Annotated in this window: 12 protein-coding genes; 9 read left to right on the top strand and 3 right to left on the bottom strand. The window is 68.8% G+C overall.

Translation table 11 applies throughout. From position 1 onward, the window contains the following. Positions 1-151: 151 nt before the first annotated feature. On the top strand, positions 152-451 hold the full coding sequence (locus JCR33_RS04740; protein ID WP_198880880.1) for a cupin domain-containing protein: 300 nt from the start codon (positions 152-154) through the stop codon (positions 449-451). 121 nt (positions 452-572) lie between these two features. On the opposite strand, the gene JCR33_RS04735 is transcribed toward JCR33_RS04740, so the two are convergent. Both JCR33_RS04735 and JCR33_RS04730 read right to left on the bottom strand, forming a co-directional pair. Then, a complete protein-coding gene (locus JCR33_RS04735) occupies positions 573-2,411 on the bottom strand; it encodes a glycoside hydrolase family 15 protein (protein WP_198880879.1) in 1,839 nt (612 codons plus the stop codon). Beyond that, complete coding sequence (locus JCR33_RS04730) at positions 2,408-3,217, bottom strand: glucose 1-dehydrogenase (RefSeq protein WP_198880878.1); 810 nt, start codon at positions 3,215-3,217, stop codon at positions 2,408-2,410. The genes JCR33_RS04735 and JCR33_RS04730 overlap by 4 nt, the downstream gene beginning before the upstream one ends. A 203-nt stretch (positions 3,218-3,420) precedes the next feature. Between JCR33_RS04730 and JCR33_RS04725 the strand changes: the two genes are divergently transcribed. Continuing rightward, positions 3,421-3,909, top strand: a complete 489-nt coding sequence (locus tag JCR33_RS04725; RefSeq protein ID WP_211110069.1) for a hypothetical protein — start codon at positions 3,421-3,423, stop codon at positions 3,907-3,909. A gap of 30 nt (positions 3,910-3,939) precedes the next feature. On the opposite strand, the gene JCR33_RS04720 is transcribed toward JCR33_RS04725, so the two are convergent. Further along, positions 3,940-4,194 carry a glycine zipper domain-containing protein gene (locus JCR33_RS04720; RefSeq protein WP_198880877.1) on the bottom strand — a complete coding sequence of 85 codons (255 nt, stop codon included), beginning with the start codon at positions 4,192-4,194 and terminating at the stop codon, positions 3,940-3,942. Positions 4,195-4,621: 427 nt separating this feature from the next. On the opposite strand from JCR33_RS04720, the gene JCR33_RS04715 reads away from it, so the two are divergent. The 7 genes from JCR33_RS04715 (at position 4,622) to treY (ending at position 20,367) form a co-directional block, all read left to right on the top strand. Further along, on the top strand, positions 4,622-6,673 hold the full coding sequence (locus JCR33_RS04715) for an alpha-1,4-glucan--maltose-1-phosphate maltosyltransferase (RefSeq protein WP_211110068.1): 2,052 nt from the start codon (positions 4,622-4,624) through the stop codon (positions 6,671-6,673). A 74-nt stretch (positions 6,674-6,747) separates the two neighbouring features. Then, positions 6,748-10,038 (top strand): maltose alpha-D-glucosyltransferase, encoded by a 3,291-nt coding sequence (gene treS / locus JCR33_RS04710; protein WP_332461131.1) that lies wholly within the window; start codon positions 6,748-6,750, stop codon positions 10,036-10,038. Next, entirely contained in the window at positions 10,035-12,230 is a 2,196-nt protein-coding gene (gene glgB, locus JCR33_RS04705) for a 1,4-alpha-glucan branching protein GlgB (protein WP_198880875.1), read from the top strand. The genes treS and glgB overlap by 4 nt, the downstream gene beginning before the upstream one ends. A 5-nt stretch (positions 12,231-12,235) precedes the next feature. After that, positions 12,236-14,326 (top strand): glycogen debranching protein GlgX, encoded by a 2,091-nt coding sequence (glgX, locus tag JCR33_RS04700; RefSeq protein ID WP_198880874.1) that lies wholly within the window; start codon positions 12,236-12,238, stop codon positions 14,324-14,326. A gap of 88 nt (positions 14,327-14,414) precedes the next feature. Continuing rightward, the gene (gene treZ / locus JCR33_RS04695; protein WP_211110124.1) at positions 14,415-16,211 is read left to right on the top strand and encodes a malto-oligosyltrehalose trehalohydrolase; all 1,797 of its coding nucleotides are present in this window, start codon (positions 14,415-14,417) and stop codon (positions 16,209-16,211) included. Beyond that, positions 16,208-17,992 (top strand): 4-alpha-glucanotransferase, encoded by a 1,785-nt coding sequence (gene malQ / locus JCR33_RS04690; RefSeq protein ID WP_198880873.1) that lies wholly within the window; start codon positions 16,208-16,210, stop codon positions 17,990-17,992. The genes treZ and malQ overlap by 4 nt, the downstream gene beginning before the upstream one ends. After that, a complete protein-coding gene (gene treY / locus JCR33_RS04685; protein ID WP_198880872.1) occupies positions 17,992-20,367 on the top strand; it encodes a malto-oligosyltrehalose synthase in 2,376 nt (791 codons plus the stop codon). Before malQ ends, treY begins: the two co-directional genes overlap by 1 nt. Positions 20,368-20,423 lie beyond the last annotated feature (56 nt).

Below are 20,423 nucleotides of genomic sequence, written 5' to 3'. Positions count from 1 at the left end.
GGTGCGGGCGTTGAAGCGGGGCTGTCGCCGCGGTTCGCGGGCGCCTCGCGCTGATCCTCGATCAATTCGCACCATACACTCTTCGTGCCAGAGAGGCTAAGGAGGGGGCGAGCTTTTGCTTCGTTAGAGACCACTCAAATAGGAGATCCAGATGAGCGCCACCGAAGGGGGAGCGATCCCCACCCTCCAGGTCGATGAGGACCACGTGCGTGTGACCGAGTGGCGCTTCCCCCCCGGCACCGCCACCGGCTACCACCGGCACGAGTATCCCTATGTGGTGGTGCCCACTGTGCCGGGCACGCTGACGATGGTCGACGCCGCCGGCAAGGAGGCGCAGTCGACGCTTCAGCTCGGCGTCAGCTACTCGCGCCACTGCGGCGTCGAGCACGACGTGCAGAACCGCACCGATGGCGAGATCGTCTTCGTCGAGATCGAGCTGAAAAAGGCCTGACGCCCGGCCGCGGCGGGCCGTGAGCGGAGCGGGGAGCTCCCCGCTCTTCGGCCCGCCTGCGGCGTCCTTTGCGGCTGCGCGGGGCCGGCGCGAGCCCAGCTCCGGGGTTCCGGAGCATGCCCTAGAAGGGCTGGCCGCCGAATTCGATCGCCTCGTCGAGGGCGACGGCGGCGCTGATCATCGCGAGGTGGGAGAGCGCCTGCGGCGAGTTGCCGAGATGGCTGCCGTCGGGGGCGATCTCTTCAGCATAGAGGCCGGTGGGAGAGGCGTAGGCGAGCATCTCCTCGAACAGCCCGGCCGCCTCGCCGACCCGTCCTGCGCGGGCGAGATTCTCGATGTACCAGAACGAGCAGGCGACGAAGGCGCCCTCCGGCGGCCCGTCCACCCCCTCCACCGAGACGTGCACCTTCTGATAGCGGCGCACGAAGGGACCCGTCACGAGCCGCTCCTCGATCACCTTCAGCGTCGAGATGACGCGGGGGTCGGTGGGCGGCAGGAAGCGCACGAGGGGGATGAGGAGGGCGACGGAATCGACGAGGCTTCCCCCCTTCACCTGCGTGAAGGCGCCGATCCGGGGGTTGAAGAACTCCGTTTCCAGCGAGGTGCGGATGCGCTCCAGCGTGTCGTGCCAATAGGGGCGGGGCGTGAGGCCGGTCTGTTCGCACAGGCGCAGCGCGCGGTCGACGGCGACCCAGGAGAGGAGCCGCCCGTCGAGGAAGTGCTGGGGTGCGCCGCGCATCTCCCAGAGCCCCGAGCCCGGCTCCTCCCACGTGGCGCAGACATGGTCGATCACCCGGGCGAGGATCTCGAAGGTCTCCTCCGTGGTGCCGCCGAGATGGCGATGGGCGAGATAGAGCGTGTCGACCACCTCGCCGTAGATGTCGAGCTGGGTCTGGGTGTGGGCGGCGTTGCCGACGCGTACCGGGACGGAGCCGCGATAGCCCGACAGATAGCTGAGCTCGCGTTCTTCCAGCCCGTCGGTGGTGCCGTCGAGACGGTACATGAGCTGCAGCCGGCCGTGATCGTCCTCGGCGAAGCGGGCGCGCATCCACTTGCGGTAGTTGGCGGCCTCCTCGGTGAAGCCGAGGCTCAGCATGGCGTACACGGTGAACGCCGAATCGCGCACCCAGCAGTAGCGATAGTCCCAGTTGCGCTCGCCGCCGATCGCCTCGGGCAGGCCGAAGGTGGGGGCGGCGACGATGGAGCCGTGGGTCTCGGAGAACATCAGCTTGAGCGCGAGGGCGGAGCGCATCACCCGCTCGCGCCAACGCCCCTTGTAGGAGCTGAGCCCCACCCAGCTGCGCCACCAGTCGAGCGTCGCCGCGAGCGCCGCCTCGACCTTGCCGCAGGACACGAGGTCCTCGCCGAAATTGTCGCACACGAGGTTGAAGATCACCGCTTCGCCGGCGGTGAGCGTGGCGTCGAGCCCCGCCACGCCGTCCTCCAGGGTGAGGGGACGGTCGGCGGCGAGGCGCAGCGGCAGGTTGTCGGTGCCGTCCTCGAACACCACGCTGCGCGAGCTGGTGCGGCGCGCCACCGTGCGCCCGTGGCCGTAGTTGAACGAAGGCTTGCAGCGCGCGACGAGCTTCACCCGCCCCTCGCGGCAGCGGGCGATGCGCACGAGCTGATTTTGCGCGTCCTCGCCGCCGACGGGCATGAAGTCGGTCACCTCGAGCACCCCGTCGGGCGTCTCGAAGCGGGTGACGAGCACGTTGGTGTCGTCGTGGTAGCGCTGCCGGCCGGCCGGCAGGTCCTCCGGCGCGACGACGAAGTGGCCCGCCTTGCGGTCGAGGAGGGCGGCGAAGACGGTGGGTGAATCGAAGTTCGGATAGGAGAAGAACTCGATGGTGCCGGTGTTGGCGACGAGGGCCACCGTCTCCAGATTACCGATCGCGGCGCAGTCCTCGATGGCCGGGAAGACGAGCTCGTCCACCGGTTCGGCGGTGGCGATCGCACTCATCCGTTGCCTCGGAATTCGGGATAGAGCTCCATGCCGCCGTCGATCACCAGCGTCGCGCCGTTCATGTAGTCGGCATAGTCGGAGGCCATCCAGGCGATCGGCTCGCCGATGTCCATCGGATCGCCGATGCGGCCGTAGGGGATGAGCTTCATCAGCTCCCTCGCCTGCACCGGATCGCTCCACACCGGCTCGTTGATCTTGGTGGCGATCGCCCCCGGCGAGATCGCGTTGACGCGGATCTTCTCCGGCGCGAGCTCCTGGGCGGCCGACTTCACGAGCATCGAGAGGCCGCCCTTGGAGGTGGCGTAGTTCACGTGGAAGGCCCAGGGGATCACGTCGTGCACCGAGCTCGTGGCGATGATCTTGCCGAGGGCGCGGGAGGCGCGCATGCCCTGTCGGCGGAACTGGCGCACCGCCTGCTGCATGCACAGGAACTGGCCGGTGAGGTTCACCGCCATCACGCGGTCCCACTGCGCCCGCGTCATCTCGGTGAAGGTGGCGTCGATCTGGATGCCGGCGTTGGAGACGAGGATGTCGACGCCGCCGAAGTCCTCCACCGTGAAGGTGAACATGGCGGCGACCGCCTCCTCGTCGGCGACGTCGGCCTGAAAGGCGACGGCGCGGGCGCCCTCCGCCTCGCACTGGCGCACCGTCTCGTGGGCGCCGCTCGGATCGCCCGCGTAGTTGACGACGACTGATGCGCCCCGCCGGGCGATCGCCACGGCCGCGGCCTGCCCCAACCCGGAGCTGCCGCCGGTGACGACGGCGACCTGTCCGCTGAGAAAACGCTCGGGGGCGTCGGTCATCAAGATCTCCTCGTTCGGCGGGCGCGATGGCCCGCGGCGCCGCCTTCAATCTAGGGGGCCGGGGGTTCAGAAGTAGCCTATGTCTGACGCTAAAGTGACTGCCACGTGATCGGACGCATCCCCATCTCGGCCTCGGGCGGCGCGAGCGTGAGTGGTAAATTGCAGCCGCAACCCTTGATGGATGACAAAAGGAGATGCATGCGATGTCCCTCACCCAACGTTCCGCGACGCCGGTCGTGAGCACCGGCGGCCTCGCCCTCATGCTGGTGGGCGGGCTCGTCGCGACGGTCGCCTTCGACCTGTTCGGCCAGTGGCTGACACCGACGCTCGGCTTCGCCCGGCTCGCCCCCGTGCCGCTCGCCACGCAGACGCTGCAAGTGCTGCTCGGCCTCACCGAGAGCGCCGTGCTCGGCGGCACCATCGTGCACTGGGCGACAGGCATCCTGTTCTACCCGATCGGCTATGTGTTCATCGCGCTGCCGATCGCGCGGGCGATCATCCCGGGAATTCATTGGCTTGTCGTGGCGGTGGTCTACGGGGTCGTGCTGTGGGTGTTCGCCCTCTACGTGATGGCACACCTCGTCGCCGGCAACCCGCCCTTCCTGGGCTTCACCGGCATCACCTACGTGGCGCTAGTCGGCCACGTGGTCTACGCGGTGGTGCTCGGCGCCGTCCTCGCGGCGCGCCGCTGAGCGGCGCCGAGCGCTGCACGGCCGGTCCGATCAGGGGCAGGGCACGGCGTTGCCGTAGCCGTCGACGCAGTTCTTCGGCGTGGTGGCGCTGCCGGCGATGGCACCCGCCGCCCCGCCGATGACGCCGCCCACGAGCGCGCCGCGGGTGCCGCCTGCGGCCCCGCCGATGGCGGCACCGGTGATGCCGCCGAGGGCACCGCCGCCGAGCGCGCGATCCCGCTGGGAATCGGCCTGACAGCTCGCCAGCACGAGGGCCGCGAAGAGGATCGGAAGAAGTTTCATCATAAACGAGGTCCGTAAGACAGAGGTACGGGCTGCTCCAGTCTCCGGCGACGTCGGACGCCACGGCGAGAAGCCATGGAGAGGCCTCGTGCCGTGGCGATCGCGCCATCCGATGGCCGCTCGGCGAGGCAGCCCCTTGCCGAGGATATGTCCCAGCCGATCGCCGCTTCAAGTTCCGAAAGGCTTGAGGCGTGCGGCGTGGCGAGGGCGTGAAATCGGTGGTGGCGCCGCGCTCAAGCCTTGCCGATCTCGACGCCTCCGATAAGTCTCTAGGGGAACCGGACGGAACTGTCGGAGCCTCGATGGACGCTTTGAAAACCCATCCCGCGACCGGGCCGCGCAGCCGCGGCACGCCCGCTCCGCGCCGCCATGGCGGGGTCGGATGGAGCCCTCGTCCGGTTCCTCCGCGCAACAGACTGCCGAGACGCTCATGAGCGAAACGACTGCCGCCCGTAAGCCGAGGCGAGCTCCCAAGCGCGCCACCGCGGAGGCTGCGCCGCAGCCGTCGCGGCTCGAAATGTTGGCCGCGAACCGCGTCGCCATCGAGGGGGTGGACCCCGAAATCGACGGCGGCCGCTTTCCGGCGAAGACCGTCGCCGGCCATCCCTTCGTGGTGGAGGTCGACGTCTTCGGCGACGGCCACGACAAGGTGAGCGCGGCGATCCTGTGGCGCCCCAAGGGCGTCGACAACTGGGACGAGGCGCCGCTCGCCCCGCTCGTCAACGATCGCTGGCGTGGACATTTCGTGCCGACCGACGTGATGGGCCACGAGTACACCATCATCGCCTGGCGCGACACGTTCGAGAGCTGGCGGGAGGAGGTCGCGAAGAAGCACAATGCGGGCGTCCCGATCGCGCTGGAGCTCGAGGAGGGGGTGCACCTGGTGCGAGGCTCCGTCGGCTGCGGCCGCGGCACCGTCGCCGAGCAGGCCCGTCTCGCCGAGCTCGCCGCCGCCATGGAGGAGGCGGGCGAGAACGAGCGCTTCGCCGTTCTCATGACCGACAAGACGGCGGCGCTGATGCGGCGGGCGGGGCGGCGGGCGAACCTTTCCCACTACGAGCGCATCCTCAGCCTGACGGTGGACCGCAAGGCCGCCGCCTTCTCCGCCTGGTACGAGATGATGCCGCGCTCCCAGTCGGGCGACGTGACGCGCCACGGCACCTTCGACGACGTGATCGCCCGGCTCCCCTACGTCGCCGGCCTCGGCTTCGACGTTCTCTACTTCACGCCGATCCATCCGATCGGGACGACCAACCGCAAGGGGCGCAACAACTCGCTGACGCCGGCGCCCGACGATCCCGGCAGCCCCTACGCCATCGGCAGCGCGGAGGGCGGGCACGACGCGATCCACCCCGAGCTCGGCACGTTCGACGACTTCAAGCGCCTGGTGGCCGCCGCCCACGACCACGGCCTCGAGATCGCACTCGACTACGCGATCCAGTGCTCGCCCGACCACCCGTGGATCAAGGCCCACCACGACTGGTTCGACTGGCGGCCGGACGGGTCCATCAAGTTCGCCGAGAACCCGCCGAAGAAGTACGAGGACATCGTCAACGTGCGCTTCTACGAGGGCGACCGGCCGCTGCCGGCGCTGTGGCGGGCGCAGCGCGACATCATTCTCTTCTGGGTCGCGCATGGGGTGAAGATCTTCCGCGTCGACAATCCCCACACCAAGGCGTTCCCGTTCTGGGAGTGGATGATCGACGACGTGCGGACGAAGCATCCGGACGTGATCTTCCTCGCCGAGGCGTTCACCCGGCCGAAGGTGATGCACCGCCTCGCCAAGATCGGCTTCAACCAGTCCTACTCCTACTTCACCTGGCGCAACACCAAGGCCGAGCTGACCGAGTACATGACGGAGCTCACCACCACGGAGAAGCGCCACACGATGCGGGTGAACTTCTTCGTCAACACGCCCGACATCAACCCGGTGTTCCTGCAGACCTCCGGCCGGCCCGGCTTCCAGTCGCGCCTGGTGCTCGCCGCCTCGCTCGCCGGCAACTACGGCGTCTACAACGGCTACGAGATCTGCGAGTGGGAGCCGGTGCCGGGCAAGGAGGAGTATCTCAACTCCGAGAAGTACGAGCTGCGCGCCTGGAACTTCGACCAGCCCGGCAACATCCGCGAGGACATCGCGCTGATGAACCGGCTGCGGCAGACCCATCCGGCGCTCCAGGAGTTCGCCAACATCGCGTTCTACCAGATGTGGAACGACCAGATTCTCTACTACGGCAAGCGGACGGCGGACCTCTCGTCCTTCCTCCTCTTCGCCGTCAGCCTCGATCCGCACAACGGCCAGGGTGCCCACTTCGAAGTGCCGCTGTGGGAATTCGGCCTCGGCGACGACGCCTCCATCGAGGTGGAGGACCTCGTCGCCGACTACAGCTTCACCTGGCACGGCAAGGTCCAACACGTGTACATCGATCCGCACCAACGGCCCTATTTCATCTGGCGCCTGGTCGACCCGAGAGGGCAGCGCTGATGGACGCTGTCGCTCCCGTCACCGAAACCGTCGACGCCCTGCAGGACGCGCCCCAGGACGCCGGGGTCGACGGCATCATCGATCGCTCCGTCACCGACTGGTACAAGGACGCGATCATCTATCAGCTCCACATCAAGGCCTTCTACGACGCCGACAACAACGGCTACGGCGACTTCCGCGGGCTGATGCAGAAGCTCGACTACGTCCAGGCGCTGGGGGTGACGGCGATCTGGCTCCTGCCCTTCTACCCCTCGCCGCTGCGCGACGACGGCTACGACATCGCCGACTACAACAACGTCAACCCGCAGTACGGCGACATCGAGGCCTTCCAGGTGTTCGTGAAGGAGGCGCACGCGCGCGGGCTGCGGGTGATCACCGAGCTCGTCATCAACCACACCTCGGACCAGCATCCCTGGTTCCAGGCGGCGCGTCAGGCGCCGAAGGGCTCGCCGGAGCGCGACTATTATGTCTGGTCCGACACGGACGAGAAGTACGAGCTGACGCGCATCATCTTCCTCGACACCGAGAAGTCCAACTGGACGTGGGATCCGGTGGCCGAGCAGTATTTCTGGCACCGCTTCTATTCGCACCAGCCCGACCTCAACTTCGACAACCCGAAGGTGATGGAGGAGGTGCTCACCGTCATGAACCAGTGGCTCGACATGGGTGTCGACGGGCTCAGGCTCGACGCGATCCCCTATCTCGTCGAGCGCGACGGCACCAACAACGAGAACCTGCCCGAGACCCACGACGTGCTGAAGGCGATCCGCAAGGCGCTCGACGCGCGCTACTCGGACCGCATGCTGCTCGCCGAGGCGAACCAGTGGCCGGAGGACACGCGCCCCTATTTCGGCGAGGGCGACGAGTGCCACATGGGCTTCCACTTCCCGCTGATGCCGCGCATGTACATGGCGCTGGCGCAGGAGGATCGGCACCCGATCACCGACATCATCCGCCAGACGCCGGAGATCCCGGACGACTGCCAGTGGGCGATCTTCCTGCGCAACCACGACGAGCTGACGCTCGAGATGGTGACCGCCGAGGAGCGCGACTATCTCTGGCGCACCTATGCCGAGGACGCCCGCGCCCGCATCAATCTCGGCATCCGCCGCCGCCTCGCGCCGCTGATGCAGAACGATCGGCGCAAGATCGAGTTGATGAACGCCTTCCTCTTGTCGATGCCCGGCACCCCGGTGCTCTACTACGGCGACGAGATCGGCATGGGCGACAACTACTATCTCGGCGACCGCGACGGGGTGCGCACGCCGATGCAGTGGTCGGCCGACCGCAACGGCGGCTTCTCGCGCGCCAACCCGCAGCAGCTCTACCTGCCGCCGATCATGGACCCGGTCTACGGCTACCAGGCGATCAACGTGGAGGCGCAGGAGAACGACCCGTCCTCGCTGCTCAACTGGATGCGGCGCATCATTCTGGTGCGCAAGCAGCACCCGGCCTTCGGGCGCGGCACGATGCAGTTCATCTATCCGCGCAACCGCAAGATCATCGCCTATATCCGCGAGTATCAGGGCCAGGCGATTCTCTGCGTCGCCAATCTCAGCCGCTCGGCGCAGGCGGTGGAGCTCGATCTTTCGGCGCACCGCACCAAGGTGCCGGTGGAACTGACCGGACGCACGCCGTTCCCGCCCATCGGCGACCTTCCCTATATGGTCACGCTGCCGGCCTTCGGCTTCTTCTGGTTCGTGCTGGCGGGGCCGGAGGAGGCGCCGCTCTGGCACGAGGCGACGCCGGAGCCGCTGCCCGACTTCGTCACCCTCACCACCCGCGGCGGTGGTATCGAGGGGGCGATCCGCGGCCGCGAGAAGAGCCAGCTCGAGGCGAGCACGCTGCCGCAGTTCCTGCCGCTGCAGCGCTGGTTCGCGGCGAAGGACGAGCGGATCGAAGCGGTGCGGCTGGAGCCGCTCGCCATTCTCGACAAGGCGAGCACCCACGCCTTGGCCGCGCTCGAGGTCACGCTGGCCTCCGGCGTCCAGCGCTACCTCGCCCCGCTCTCGGTGCGCTGGGGCGAAGAGAATCTGCGCATGGGCGCGCCCAAGCTCTCCTATACCCTCGCCAAGGTCCGCTCCGGCCCGCTGGTGGGCGCGCTCATCGACGGTACCGTCGACGAGTCGCTCGCGGCCGAGCTCGTCCAGCTGATGATCCGCGGCGAAACGCGGGGGAGGGTGCACTTCAAGGGCTCGCCGGCGCTGACCGAGATCGAGGAGCTCGCGCCGGCGCGACCCCTCGGGCTCGAACAGTCCAACGTCTCGATCGTGTTCGGCGAGCAGATCATCCTGAAGATCTACCGCCGGCTGCGCGAGGGCGAGCAGCCCGACGTGGAGGTCGCCCGCCACCTGACCGACGTCGGCTATTCCCATACCCCGGCGCTCGTCGGCACCATCGAGCTCGACGGGGACGGGGCGCCGGCGGTGCTCGCCGCCGCCTTCTCCTTCGTGCCCAACCAGGGCGACGCGTGGTCGTCGGTGCTCGACGCCTTGGCGCGGCACCTCGAAGGCGCGGACCTCATCGAGGCCGACACGGCCGAGGGGGAGGAGCCCATTCTCACCTTCCCCCTCAACATCGGCGCGCTCGCGGGTCAGCGGACGGCCGAGCTGCATCTCGCCCTCGCGGCGGACGAGACCAGCGAGGCCTTCCGCCCCGAGCCGATCGGCGCCGACGATCTCGCCCGCTGGGCCGACGACGCGACGGCGGAGGCCGATCGGGTGTTCGCCCGTCTCAAGGCCCACCTCGCCCAGCTGCCGGAGGACTCCGCGGCCGACGCCCAGGCGCTCATCGAACGGCGCGACGAGGTGGCGGCGCGCTACGCCGCGGTGCGCGACGCCGCCCCGTCGGGCGTCAAGACGCGCATCCACGGCGACTATCATCTCGGCCAGGTGCTGGTGGCCCAGGGCGATCTGGTGGTGATCGACTTCGAGGGGGAGCCCGCCCGCACGCTCGACGAGCGCCGCGCCAAGTCGGCGCCGCTGCGCGACGTGGCGGGGATGCTGCGTTCGTTCGACTATGCCGCCGCGATGGCCCTGTCGCGCTGGCGCGGCACGCACGAGGCCAACCTCGAGGAGGCGAGGGTGAAGGCCCTCGCGTGGCGCGACACCACCCGCCGCGCCTTCCTCGGCGCCTATCTCGCGGCGATCGGCGAGAAGGCGCCCGCCCCGGAGCTGACCGCCGCGCTCCTCGATCTCTTCACGCTGCACAAGGCTATCTACGAGATCGGCTACGAACTCGCGAACCGTCCGACGTGGGTGCGCATTCCCCTTGCGGGGGTGATGGACGTGCTCGCCGATGCGCGAGGCGTGTCGGCGTGGGCGGACGAGACCATCGCCGAGAACGACGTCGGAGAGAGCGAATGAACGATATCCGCCAACGCGACGATCTTCTGCCGCAGGCGGCGGAGGCGATCGTCACCGGTCGCCACGGCGATCCCTATGCCGTCCTCGGCATGCACGGCGGGGGCGATCGCGCGTTGGTGGTGCGCACCTTCGCGCCCCATGCCGACAAGGCCGCCGTGGTTGATCTCGACGGCGCCGTGGTGGCGCCGATGGAGAAGGTGCACCCCGACGGGCTGTTCGTGGCGGTGATGGAGGGGAAGCCGTTCGCCTACCGACTGAAGCTCTGGTCGGGAAAGCACAGCTGGGAGGCGGATGATCCCTACCGCTTCGGCCTGATCCTCGGCGAGCTCGACATCTATCTGATCGCCGAAGGCCGTCACCATAATCTCTACGAGCGGCTCGGCGCGCACCCGACCACGATGGAGGGGGTGGACGGGGTCGCCTTCGCCGTCTGGGCGCCGAACGCGCGCCGCGTGTCGGTGGTCGGCGACTTCAACGGCTGGGACGGACGACGCCACGTCATGCGCCGCCGCACCGAGGCGGGCATGTGGGAGATGTTCATCCCCGGCCTCTCCCGTGGCCTCTATTACAAGTTCGAGATCGTCGGCCCGCACGGCAACACGCTGCCGCTCAAGATGGACCCGTTCGCCTTCGCCACCGAACAACCGCCGGCCACCTCGTCGGTCGTCCACGGCCTCGTCGAGCACGACTGGCAGGACGCGGGATGGATGGCCGCGCGGGCGCCGCAGAACGACCGGGCCGCGCCGATTTCGATCTACGAGGTGCATCTCGGCTCCTGGCGGCGCGGCTCGGGCAACACCCTCCTCGACTACGACGCCCTCGCCGACGAGCTGATCCCCTACGCCAAGGAGCTCGGCTTCACCCACGTCGAACTCTTGCCGATCTCCGAGCATCCCTTCTCCGGCTCGTGGGGGTATCAGCCCATCGGCCTCTATGCCCCGACCTCGCGCTTCGGCTCGCCGGAAGGTTTCGCCCGCTTCGTCGATCGGGCGCACCGGGAGGGCCTCGGCGTCATCATCGACTGGGTGCCGGCGCATTTTCCGACCGACGCGCACGGGCTCGGCGAGTTCGACGGCACCCACCTCTACGAGCACGCCGACCCGCGCGAGGGTTTTCACAAGGACTGGAACACCCTCATCTACAATCTCGGCCGGCGCGAGGTGGCGAACTTCCTGGAGGCCAACGGCCTCTTCTGGCTCGACCGCTACCATGTCGACGGGCTGCGCGTGGATGCCGTCGCCTCGATGCTCTACCGCGACTACTCGCGCTCGCACGGCGAGTGGGTGCCCAACGTGCACGGCGGGCGGGAGAATCTGGAGAGCATCGCCTTCCTGCGCTCGCTCAACACGCGCGTCGCCGAGGACGGGCGCGGCGCGCTCACCGCGGCGGAGGAATCGACGGCCTTCCCCCAGGTGTCGCGGCCGGTGAACGAGGGTGGCCTCGGCTTCGACTTCAAGTGGAACATGGGATGGATGCACGACACGCTACACTACATCCAGCGTGAGCCCATCTACCGCCGCTATCATCACAACGCGATGACCTTCGGCCTCCACTATGCCTTTTCAGAAGACTTCATCCTGCCGCTCAGCCACGACGAGGTGGTGCACGGCAAGGGCTCGCTGCTCGGCAAGATGCCGGGCGACCGGTGGCAGAGATTTGCCAACCTGCGCGCCTATTTCGCCTTCATGTGGACCCATCCCGGCAAGAAGCTGCTCTTCATGGGCGGGGAGTTCGGCCAGGAGCGGGAGTGGAATCACGACCAGAGTCTCGACTGGCATCTACTCGTCGATCCTTTCCACAAGGGGGTGCAGACGCTCGTCGGCGACCTCAACCGCCTTTATCGTGGGGAAAAGGCGCTGCACGAGAAGGATTGTGATCCCGACGGGTTCGAATGGATCGATGCGGCTGATGCGGACGGGTCGGTTTTCGTGTACGCCCGCTTTGCCGCGGACCGCAGTCCGGCCGTGGCGGTCATGAACTTCACGCCGGTGGTACGGTCGAACTACCGGATCGGTCTCCCTTCGCCGGGACGCTGGCGCGAGGTGCTGAACACCGACGCGGCGATCTATGGCGGCACCAACGTAGGCAACGCCGGTGAGATTGTCGCCGAAGCTATCCCCTATCATGGCCGCCAGCAGTCGGCCGCAATCACCCTGCCGCCGCTCGCCGGCCTGGTGTTCGTTCCGGCCTGACGCCTATGCGGGTTGAGGCCGGGTCGCCGACGCCGCTCGGCGCCAAGTGGGATGGCTCGGGGACCAACTTCGCCATCTTCTCCGCCAACGCCGAGCGGGTGGAGCTGTGCTTCTTCGATGCGACCGGCCGGCGCGAGACCGATCGGATCGCGCTGCCGGAAAAGACGCACGACATCTGGCACGGCTACTTTCCCGAGGTGCGGCCGGGGCAGCCCTACGGCTACCGCGTGCACGGGCCCTACGATCCCGACGCCGGGCATCGCTTCAACCCCAACAAGCTCCTGATCGATCCCTATGCGCGGGCGCTCTGGGGGGAGCTGCGCTGGCACGATTCGATGTTCGGCTATCGCCTCGGCTCCACGCGGGAGGATCTTTCCTACGACCGCCGCGATTCGGGTCCCGCGATGCCGAAGTGCATGGTGGTCGACGAGGCGGTGACCTGGGGCAACCACACCCGACCGGGCGTGCCGTGGCAGAACACCATCATCTACGAAGCCCACGTCAAGGGCATGACGGCGATGCATCCGGACGTGCCCGACCACCTGCGCGGCACGTTCGCGGGCCTCGCCGATCCGCGCGTCATCGACCATCTCGTCAAGCTCGGCGTGACCACGCTGGAGCTGATGCCGGTCCACTATTTCCTCGACGACCGCCACCTCCTGCAAAAGGGGCTGCGGAACTATTGGGGCTACAACACGCTGAACTTCTTCGCTCCGGCGGCGCGCTACGTCACGCCCGGCGCCAAGCACCACGAGTTCAAATACATGGTGCGGCGGCTGCACGAGGCGGGCATCGAGGTGATCCTCGACGTGGTCTACAACCACACCGCCGAAGGCAATCAGATGGGGCCGACGCTGTCGTTCCGCGGCATCGACAACCTCAGCTACTACGTGCTCTCCGAGCACAAGCGCTACTATCACGACACCACCGGCACCGGGAACACCGTCAACGTCGCCCACCCGCGGGTGATGCAGATGGTGATGGATTCGCTGCGCTATTGGGTGGAGGTCTGCCAGGTGGACGGGTTCCGCTTCGACCTCGCGCCGTCGATGGCCCGCGAGGGCGGCGGCTTCGACCGCTCCGCCGCCTGGCTCGACGCGGTGATGCAGGACCCCGTGCTGTCGGAGGTCAAGATGATCGCCGAGCCCTGGGACCTCGGCCACGACGGCTATCAGGTCGGCAACTTCCCTCCCGGCTGGGCCGAGTGGAACGGCCGCTATCGGGACGACGTGCGCTCCTACTGGCGCGGCGATCCCCACCTTCTGCCGGCGGTCGGGCGCGACCTCCTCGCCTCCGCCGACCTCTTCGACCACAATGGCCGCCGGCCCTGGGCATCGGTCAACTTCGTGACCGCGCACGACGGCTTCACCCTCACCGACCTCGTCTCCTACAACGAGAAGCACAACGAGGCGAACGGCGAGGACAATCGCGACGGTCACGGCGACAACCGCTCGTGGAATTGCGGTGTGGAGGGGCACACCGACGACGTCCTGATCCTCGACCTGCGCGATCGCATGCGGCGCAACCTGATGGCGACGCTGCTCGTGAGCCAGGGCACCCCCATGATCCTGATGGGCGACGAGGTGGGCCGCACCCAGTTCGGCAACAACAACGCCTATTGCCAGGACACCGAGATGAGCTGGCTCGGTTGGGGTGAGCACGAGACGCGCGATGCCGCCTTCCACGAGTTCGTGCGCGGGTTGATCGCCGCGCGCCGGGACATCGGCGTGTTCTCGCAGCCGCGCTTCCTGCACGGCGACCTGCTCGACGAGAACGACGAGGCGGGCGGGCGCGACGTCTGCTGGTTGCGCTCCGACGGGACCGAGATGACCGACGAGGACTGGCATCGGCTCGACCCCAAGGTCATCGGCATGGTGCTGGCAAATGGCGGGGGCGAGCGGGCCATCGTGTTCTTCAACGCCTCGGGGGAGGACGTCGTCTTCACCCTCGACGGGGCGTTGGGGGAGATCGCCTGGCGCAAGCTCTTCGGTACCGACGACGGCTCGGTCCATCCGCCGTTCGACGGGCCGGAGGTGGCGTCCCCCTTCGACGTGGCGGCCCACTCGATCCTTGCGATCACCGGCTGGAGCCGTTGAGGGGTCGCCGGCGGCGCGTTCCCCCTGTTCATCGGCACGGTCGGTGCCACACTCTTACCCATCGGAGCGACTGAGGAGGGGAGACCCTGTGACGACGAATGCCTTCCCCACCACCTGGGGTACGACGCTGCTTCCCGACGGCAGCGCCCGCTTCCGCCTCTGGGCCCCCGACGAAATGCAGGTCTCGCTGCGCGCTCCCGGCGGCGACCTCGCCATGAACCGCGACGACGACGGCTGGTTCGAGATCGTCACCAACCGCGTCGCCGTCGGCGGCGGCTACGCGTTCGTCTTGGGCGACGGGATGATGGTGCCCGACCCCGCCGCCCGCGGTCAGATCGACAGCGTCCACGGTCCTTCCAAGCTCGTCGATCCCGACGCCTACGAGTGGCAGACCCATTGGGTGGGCCGGCCGTGGGAGGAGACGGTCATCTACGAGATGCACGTCGGCACCTTCACCGAGGAGGGCACCTTCGAGGCGGCCATCGAGAAGCTGCCGCACCTCAAGGCTCTCGGCGTCACCGCGGTGGAGGTGCTGCCGCTCGCCCATTTCGGCGGCAATCGCGGCTGGGGCTACGACGGGGTTCTGCTCTACGCCCCGCACGCCGCCTACGGCACCCCGGAGGACTTCAAGGCGTTCGTGGACGCCGCGCACGCCGAGGGGCTGATGGTGTTCCTCGACGTCGTCTACAATCACTTCGGGCCGGACGGGAACTATCTCGGCCGTTACGCCAGCCCCTTCTTCCATCCCGACCGGCACACCCCTTGGGGCGCCGCCATCGCCCTCGATCGGCCGGAGGTGCGCGCCTACTTCATCGACAACCCACTCTACTGGCTCACCGAGTTCCGCCTCGACGGGCTGCGCTTCGACGCCATCGACCATATCCAGGACCTTTCCGACGAACCGATCCTGGAGGAGATGGCCCGCCGCATCCGCGCGAGCTTCGACCGGCCCATCCACCTCCACACCGAGGACGAGCGCAACATCGTGCGCCTCCACCCCTATGAGGGGGGCCGGCCACGCCTTTTCACGGCGGAGTGGAACGACGACTATCACAACGTCGTTCACCCCATCGCAACGGGCGACAGCGAAGGCTACTACATGGACTTCGTCACCGACCCCTGGCGCAAGCTGGGGCGGGCTTTGTCGGAAGGCTTCATCTTCCAGGGCGAGCCCTCGAAGATCCACGGCAACACGCCGCGCGGCGAGATCTCCACCGGCCAGCCGCTGACGGCGTTCGTCATCTTCAACCAGAACCACGACCAGGTCGGCAACCGCGCCTTCGGCGAGCGCCTGATCGACCTTGCCGAGCACGACATGGTGGTCGCGCTGACGGCGGTGCTCCTCCTCACTCCGCAGATCCCGCTCCTATGGATGGGTGAGGAGTGGGGCGAGACGCGACCCTTCTGCTTCTTCTGCGATTTCGACGGGGAGCTTGCCGCCGCCGTGCGCAAGGGGCGACGCAACGAGTTCTCGAAGTTCGACGCCTTCATCGATCCCGACACGCGCGAGGACATTCCCGATCCCAATCTCCTGTCCACCTTCGAGGCCTCGCGGGTCGATTGGGAAAAGGTCGAGACCGAGCGGGGCAAGACCTGGCTCGACCTCTATGCGACCCTCCTCGCGGCGCGGGCGGAGTGGATCGTGCCGCGCCTGGAAGGCATCCCGCCGGGCGCCGGGGAGGTGCTGCGCGCCGAGGACGGGATCGTCGACGTGATCTGGCGGCTCGGCGACGGCTCGGTGCTCACGATGGCGATCAATCTCACCACCGAGGACGCTGGACCGCGGCAGGACGGGGCAATCGTCGCCGCCGTCGCCGAGGGCCGCATCGCGGCGCCGGCGACGCGGGCACCCCATTCGGTGATCGTTACGCTGGTGCGTCCTTGAGCGCGAGGGCGCTCGAGGAGCGGGCGCGGGCGGCCGGGGTGATCCTCGACCGGCCCGGCGAAAACGCGGCGCCGGTGCCCGAGGCGACGATGCGCGCCCTCGCCGACATGCTCGGGGAGGCGCCCGATCCGCCGCCCTCCGCCCATCGCGCCGCCTTCGTGCCGGAGTGGCTCGATCACACGCGCACCTTCGGAGTGGCGCTGCAGCTCTACCAGCTCCGCTCCGCGCGCAATCTCGGGATCGGCGATCTCGGCGACCTCAAGGCGCTGATCGACGCCTTCGCCGAGGAGGGGGCGGATTTCGTGGGCCTCAACCCGCTCCACGCCCTCTTCACGGCGGATCCGGAGCGCGCCTCACCCTTCTCCCCCTCCGATCGGCGCTTCCTCAACCCGATGATCATCGCGGTGGACGAGGTGCCGGGCTACTCGGCCGATCTCCTCGGCGACGTGCTCGCGGGCCGCGGGGTGCCCCCGTCCGACGAGCGGGTGGACTACGCCGCCGTGGTGCCCCTGAAGCTCGCGGTGTTGCGCGCGATCCATCGACGCTGGCGCGCGGGCGATCGGCGGGTGCCGGACGCCGCCCGCCGCGCCGCCGTCCGCTTCGCCGACCGCGGCGGCGGCGCGCTGATGAACTTCGCCGTCTTCGAGGCGCTGTCGCACCACATGGTCGCCGCCGGCCACCCGGCGGGGTGGTGGGATTGGCCCGCCGCCTACCACGACCCGACGGGCGAGGCGGTGCGCGCGTTCGCCGCCACGGAGGACGAGACGGTCGATTTCCACGTCTGGCTGCAGTTCATCGCCGACGATCAGCTTGCAGCGACGCAAGCCGCGGCGCGGGCGGCCGGGATGCGCATCGGCCTCTATCTCGACCTCGCGGTGGGCTCGGCGCCCGACGGGGCAGCCACCTGGAGCGATCCGGGCCTCACCCTGCGCGGCCTGCGCATCGGCGCGCCACCGGATCTCTTCTCGCTCGACGGGCAGGACTGGGGCCTCGCGCCGATGTCGCCCACCGCGCTCGTCACCCGCGACTTCGAGCCCTATCTGGCGATCCTCGCGGCGGTGATGGGCAATGCCGGCGCCGTGCGCATCGATCACGCGATGGGGTTGGAGCGACTGTTCCTCATCCCCGACGACATGCCGGCCGTCGAGGGCGCCTATGTGCGTCAGCCGGGCCTCGTGGAGGAGGTGGTGGCGGCGACCCACGCCCACCGCGCCATCGCCATCGGCGAGGATCTCGGCGTGGTGCCGGTGGGGTTTCGCGAGCGCATGGTGGCGCGGCGGATCTTTTCCACCCGCATCCTCTCGTTCGAGCGGGACGGCATGCGGATGATCCCGCCGGCGCGCTATCCGGGCGACGCGCTCGCCTGTCTCTCCACCCACGACATGGCGCCGCTCGCGGCCTGGTGGCTCGGCGACGAGATCGAGTTGCGGCTCGACCTCGGCCGCATCGACGAGCGGGTGGCGCGGCACGAGCGGAGCGCCCGGCTCGTCGAGAAGCAGTTGCTGCTCGCCCTGTCCGGCCTGCCGGCGACGCGGGCGGAGGGTCGACTCGACGATGCGATCGTGGTCGCCTTCCACCGCACCCTGGCGCGGACCCGGTCGCGCCTCATGGCGGTGCGGCTCGAGGACGTCGTCGGCGGGCGCCGGCTCGTCAATCTGCCGGGAACCGACCACGAGCATCCCAACTGGCGGCACACGTTGCCGCTCGACGTGGAGGCGGTGAAGGGGTCGGAGCTGCTGCGCCGCGTGCTGCGGACCGTGCGGGAGGCGAGGGGAGGGTGATGCGGATCGGGGCCACTTATCGGTTGCAGTTTCGCAACGGAGTTGGCTTCGCCGAAGCGGCCGCGATCGTGCCGCACCTCGCCGCGGCGGGGATCACCCACCTCTACGCCTCGCCGATCTTCGCGGCGACGACGGGCTCGACCCACGGCTACGACGTGGTCGACCACAACGCCCTCGATCCGTGCCTCGGCGGCGAGGCGGGCTTCGACCGCCTCGCCGATGCGCTCGCGGCCGCGGGGATGGGGCTGATCCTCGACATCGTCCCCAACCATATGGCCGCCTCCACCGAGAATCCCTGGTGGCGCGACGTCCTGACCTATGGCGAGGCCTCGGCCTACGCCCGTCACTTCGACATCGACTGGTCGGCGGGCAAGTTGATCTTGCCGATTCTTGGCGAGCCCTACGACGTTGCGCTGGCGCAAGGCGACATCGTGCGGAGCGAGCGGGCGGACTGGGGGCCGGTCCTGCGCGTGCCGGGGATGGACCTGCCGCTCGCCCCCGGCACCGAGACGATCGCCGACCTTCACGAGTGCCACGAGGCGCAGCACTACCGCCTCGCTCACTGGCGACTTGGGCGCGACGGTCTCACCTATCGCCGCTTCTTCGAGATCACCGGCCTCGTCGGGGTGCGGGTGGAGGACGAGGCGGTGTTCGACGACGTCCACCGCCTCCTCGCCCGCCTCGTCGCGGAGGGGAGGGTGCAGGGCGTGCGCGTCGACCATGTGGACGGGCTCGCCGATCCGGCCGGCTATCTGGAACGCCTGTCGGAGCGTCTCGGCGTTCCGGTGTTCGTGGAGAAGATCCTGGAGTCCGACGAGACGCTGCGGCCCTGGCCGGTGGAGGGGACGACGGGCTACGAGTTCATCGCGGCGATGGCGGCCCTCTTCACCGACGCGGACGGGCTCGAGCGGCTCACCGAGGACTATGGCGCCTTCGCCTCCAACGACATCGAGGCGCTGACGCGGGAGGCGAAGCGCGAGATCATCACGCGCAACCTCGCCGGCGAGCTGGAGCGCTTGACGAGCCTCGCCCTCACCCTCTTCGCCGACGATCCGCGCACCCGCGACTACGGCCCGGTCACGGTGCGCGAGGGGCTCGTCGCGCTGATGCTCGGGATGCCCGTTTACCGCACCTACCTCGTCGTCGACGCGCCCACCGAGGCGGACCGCGAGGTGCTCGAGGCGGCGGTGGCGTCAGCCGAGGCCGAGCCGCTCGAGGACCGCCGGGTGCTGGAGGATCTGGTGGCGCTCCTGCTCGCCCCGCCGGAGGGCGAGGCGGCGGCGGAATTCACCACACGCCTGCAGCAGACGAGCGGTCCCTTGATGGCGAAGGCGGTGGAGGACACGGTGTTCTTCCGCCATCACCGGTTGATCGCGCTCAACGAGGTCGGAGGCGAATTGTCGCCACGACTCGGTGAAGAACGCTACCTCGAGGTGGCGCAAGACGGCGGCCTCGCGGCGACGCAGACGCACGACACCAAGCGGGGCGAGGATGCCCGCGCCCGCCTCTACGCCCTCTCCGACCCCGCCGCCGTCGCGATGTGGGAGCGGGTCTGGCCGATGCTGTCGGGCGAGCTGCCCGAGCGCTGGCGCTGGGCCTTCGGGCAGATGCTGTTCGCCTCCGCCCCGCTCGGCTGCGACCCGGCCTTTGCCGACCGCTTCCGCGAGGCGGTGCTGAAGACCGTGCGCGAGGCCAAGGAGGAAACGAGCTGGACGCGCGCCGATCCGGTCTTCGAGGAGGAGGTGGCTGCTGCGGCCGAGGCGATGGCGACCTCGCTCGACCGCCTCGCCCCGCTTGCCGACGTGCACCGTGCCGGCGCGGTGGTGGGGCTCTCCCAGGCGCTCCTCAAGACCACGGCCCGACCGGCTGCCGACATCTACCAGGGCACGTTCGGCTGGGATTTTTCGATGGTCGATCCCGATAATCGCCGGCCGGTGGACTTTGCCGCCGAGGCGAGCCTGTGCGAATCGGCGCGGGCGAGCGAATCGGATTCGCTGCGCGATGGATGGGCGGACGGGCGAATCAAGGCCCGAATCCTTCTCGAAGGCCTCGCCGCCCGCCGGGCCCGGCCCGAGCTCTTCGCACGCGGCAGCCTCGCCCCCCTGCCGCTCACCGGTTCCGATGCCGACGCCTTCGCCGCCTTCTGGCGGGAGGACGCGGCCGACGCCCTCCTGATCGTCGTGCCGATCCGCCCCCTGCGCCTGCTCGGCTCGGCCAACAGCCTGACATTGCGTCCCGATGCTGTCGCGGAGCTTGCGGCGGAGATCTCCCGGCCGCTGCGTCTGCCGTTGACGGGGGGAGGGCTCGCGGCCGGCCACGCCTTGCTCGGCGAGGCCCTTCAGGCGATGCCGGTGCTGTTGGGAACGAGCTGGTAGCGGCCGGAGATCGCCGTGTTCCGGGGCGAATCCGATTGTTCGCGACGCCTGCCGCC

It is taken from the genome of Acuticoccus mangrovi, assembly GCF_016411865.1.
Taxonomy (GTDB): Bacteria; Pseudomonadota; Alphaproteobacteria; order Rhizobiales; family Amorphaceae; genus Acuticoccus; species Acuticoccus mangrovi.
The sequence above is the reverse complement of the archived record's forward strand: the minus strand, read 5'-3'. Positions and strand labels throughout refer to the sequence as shown.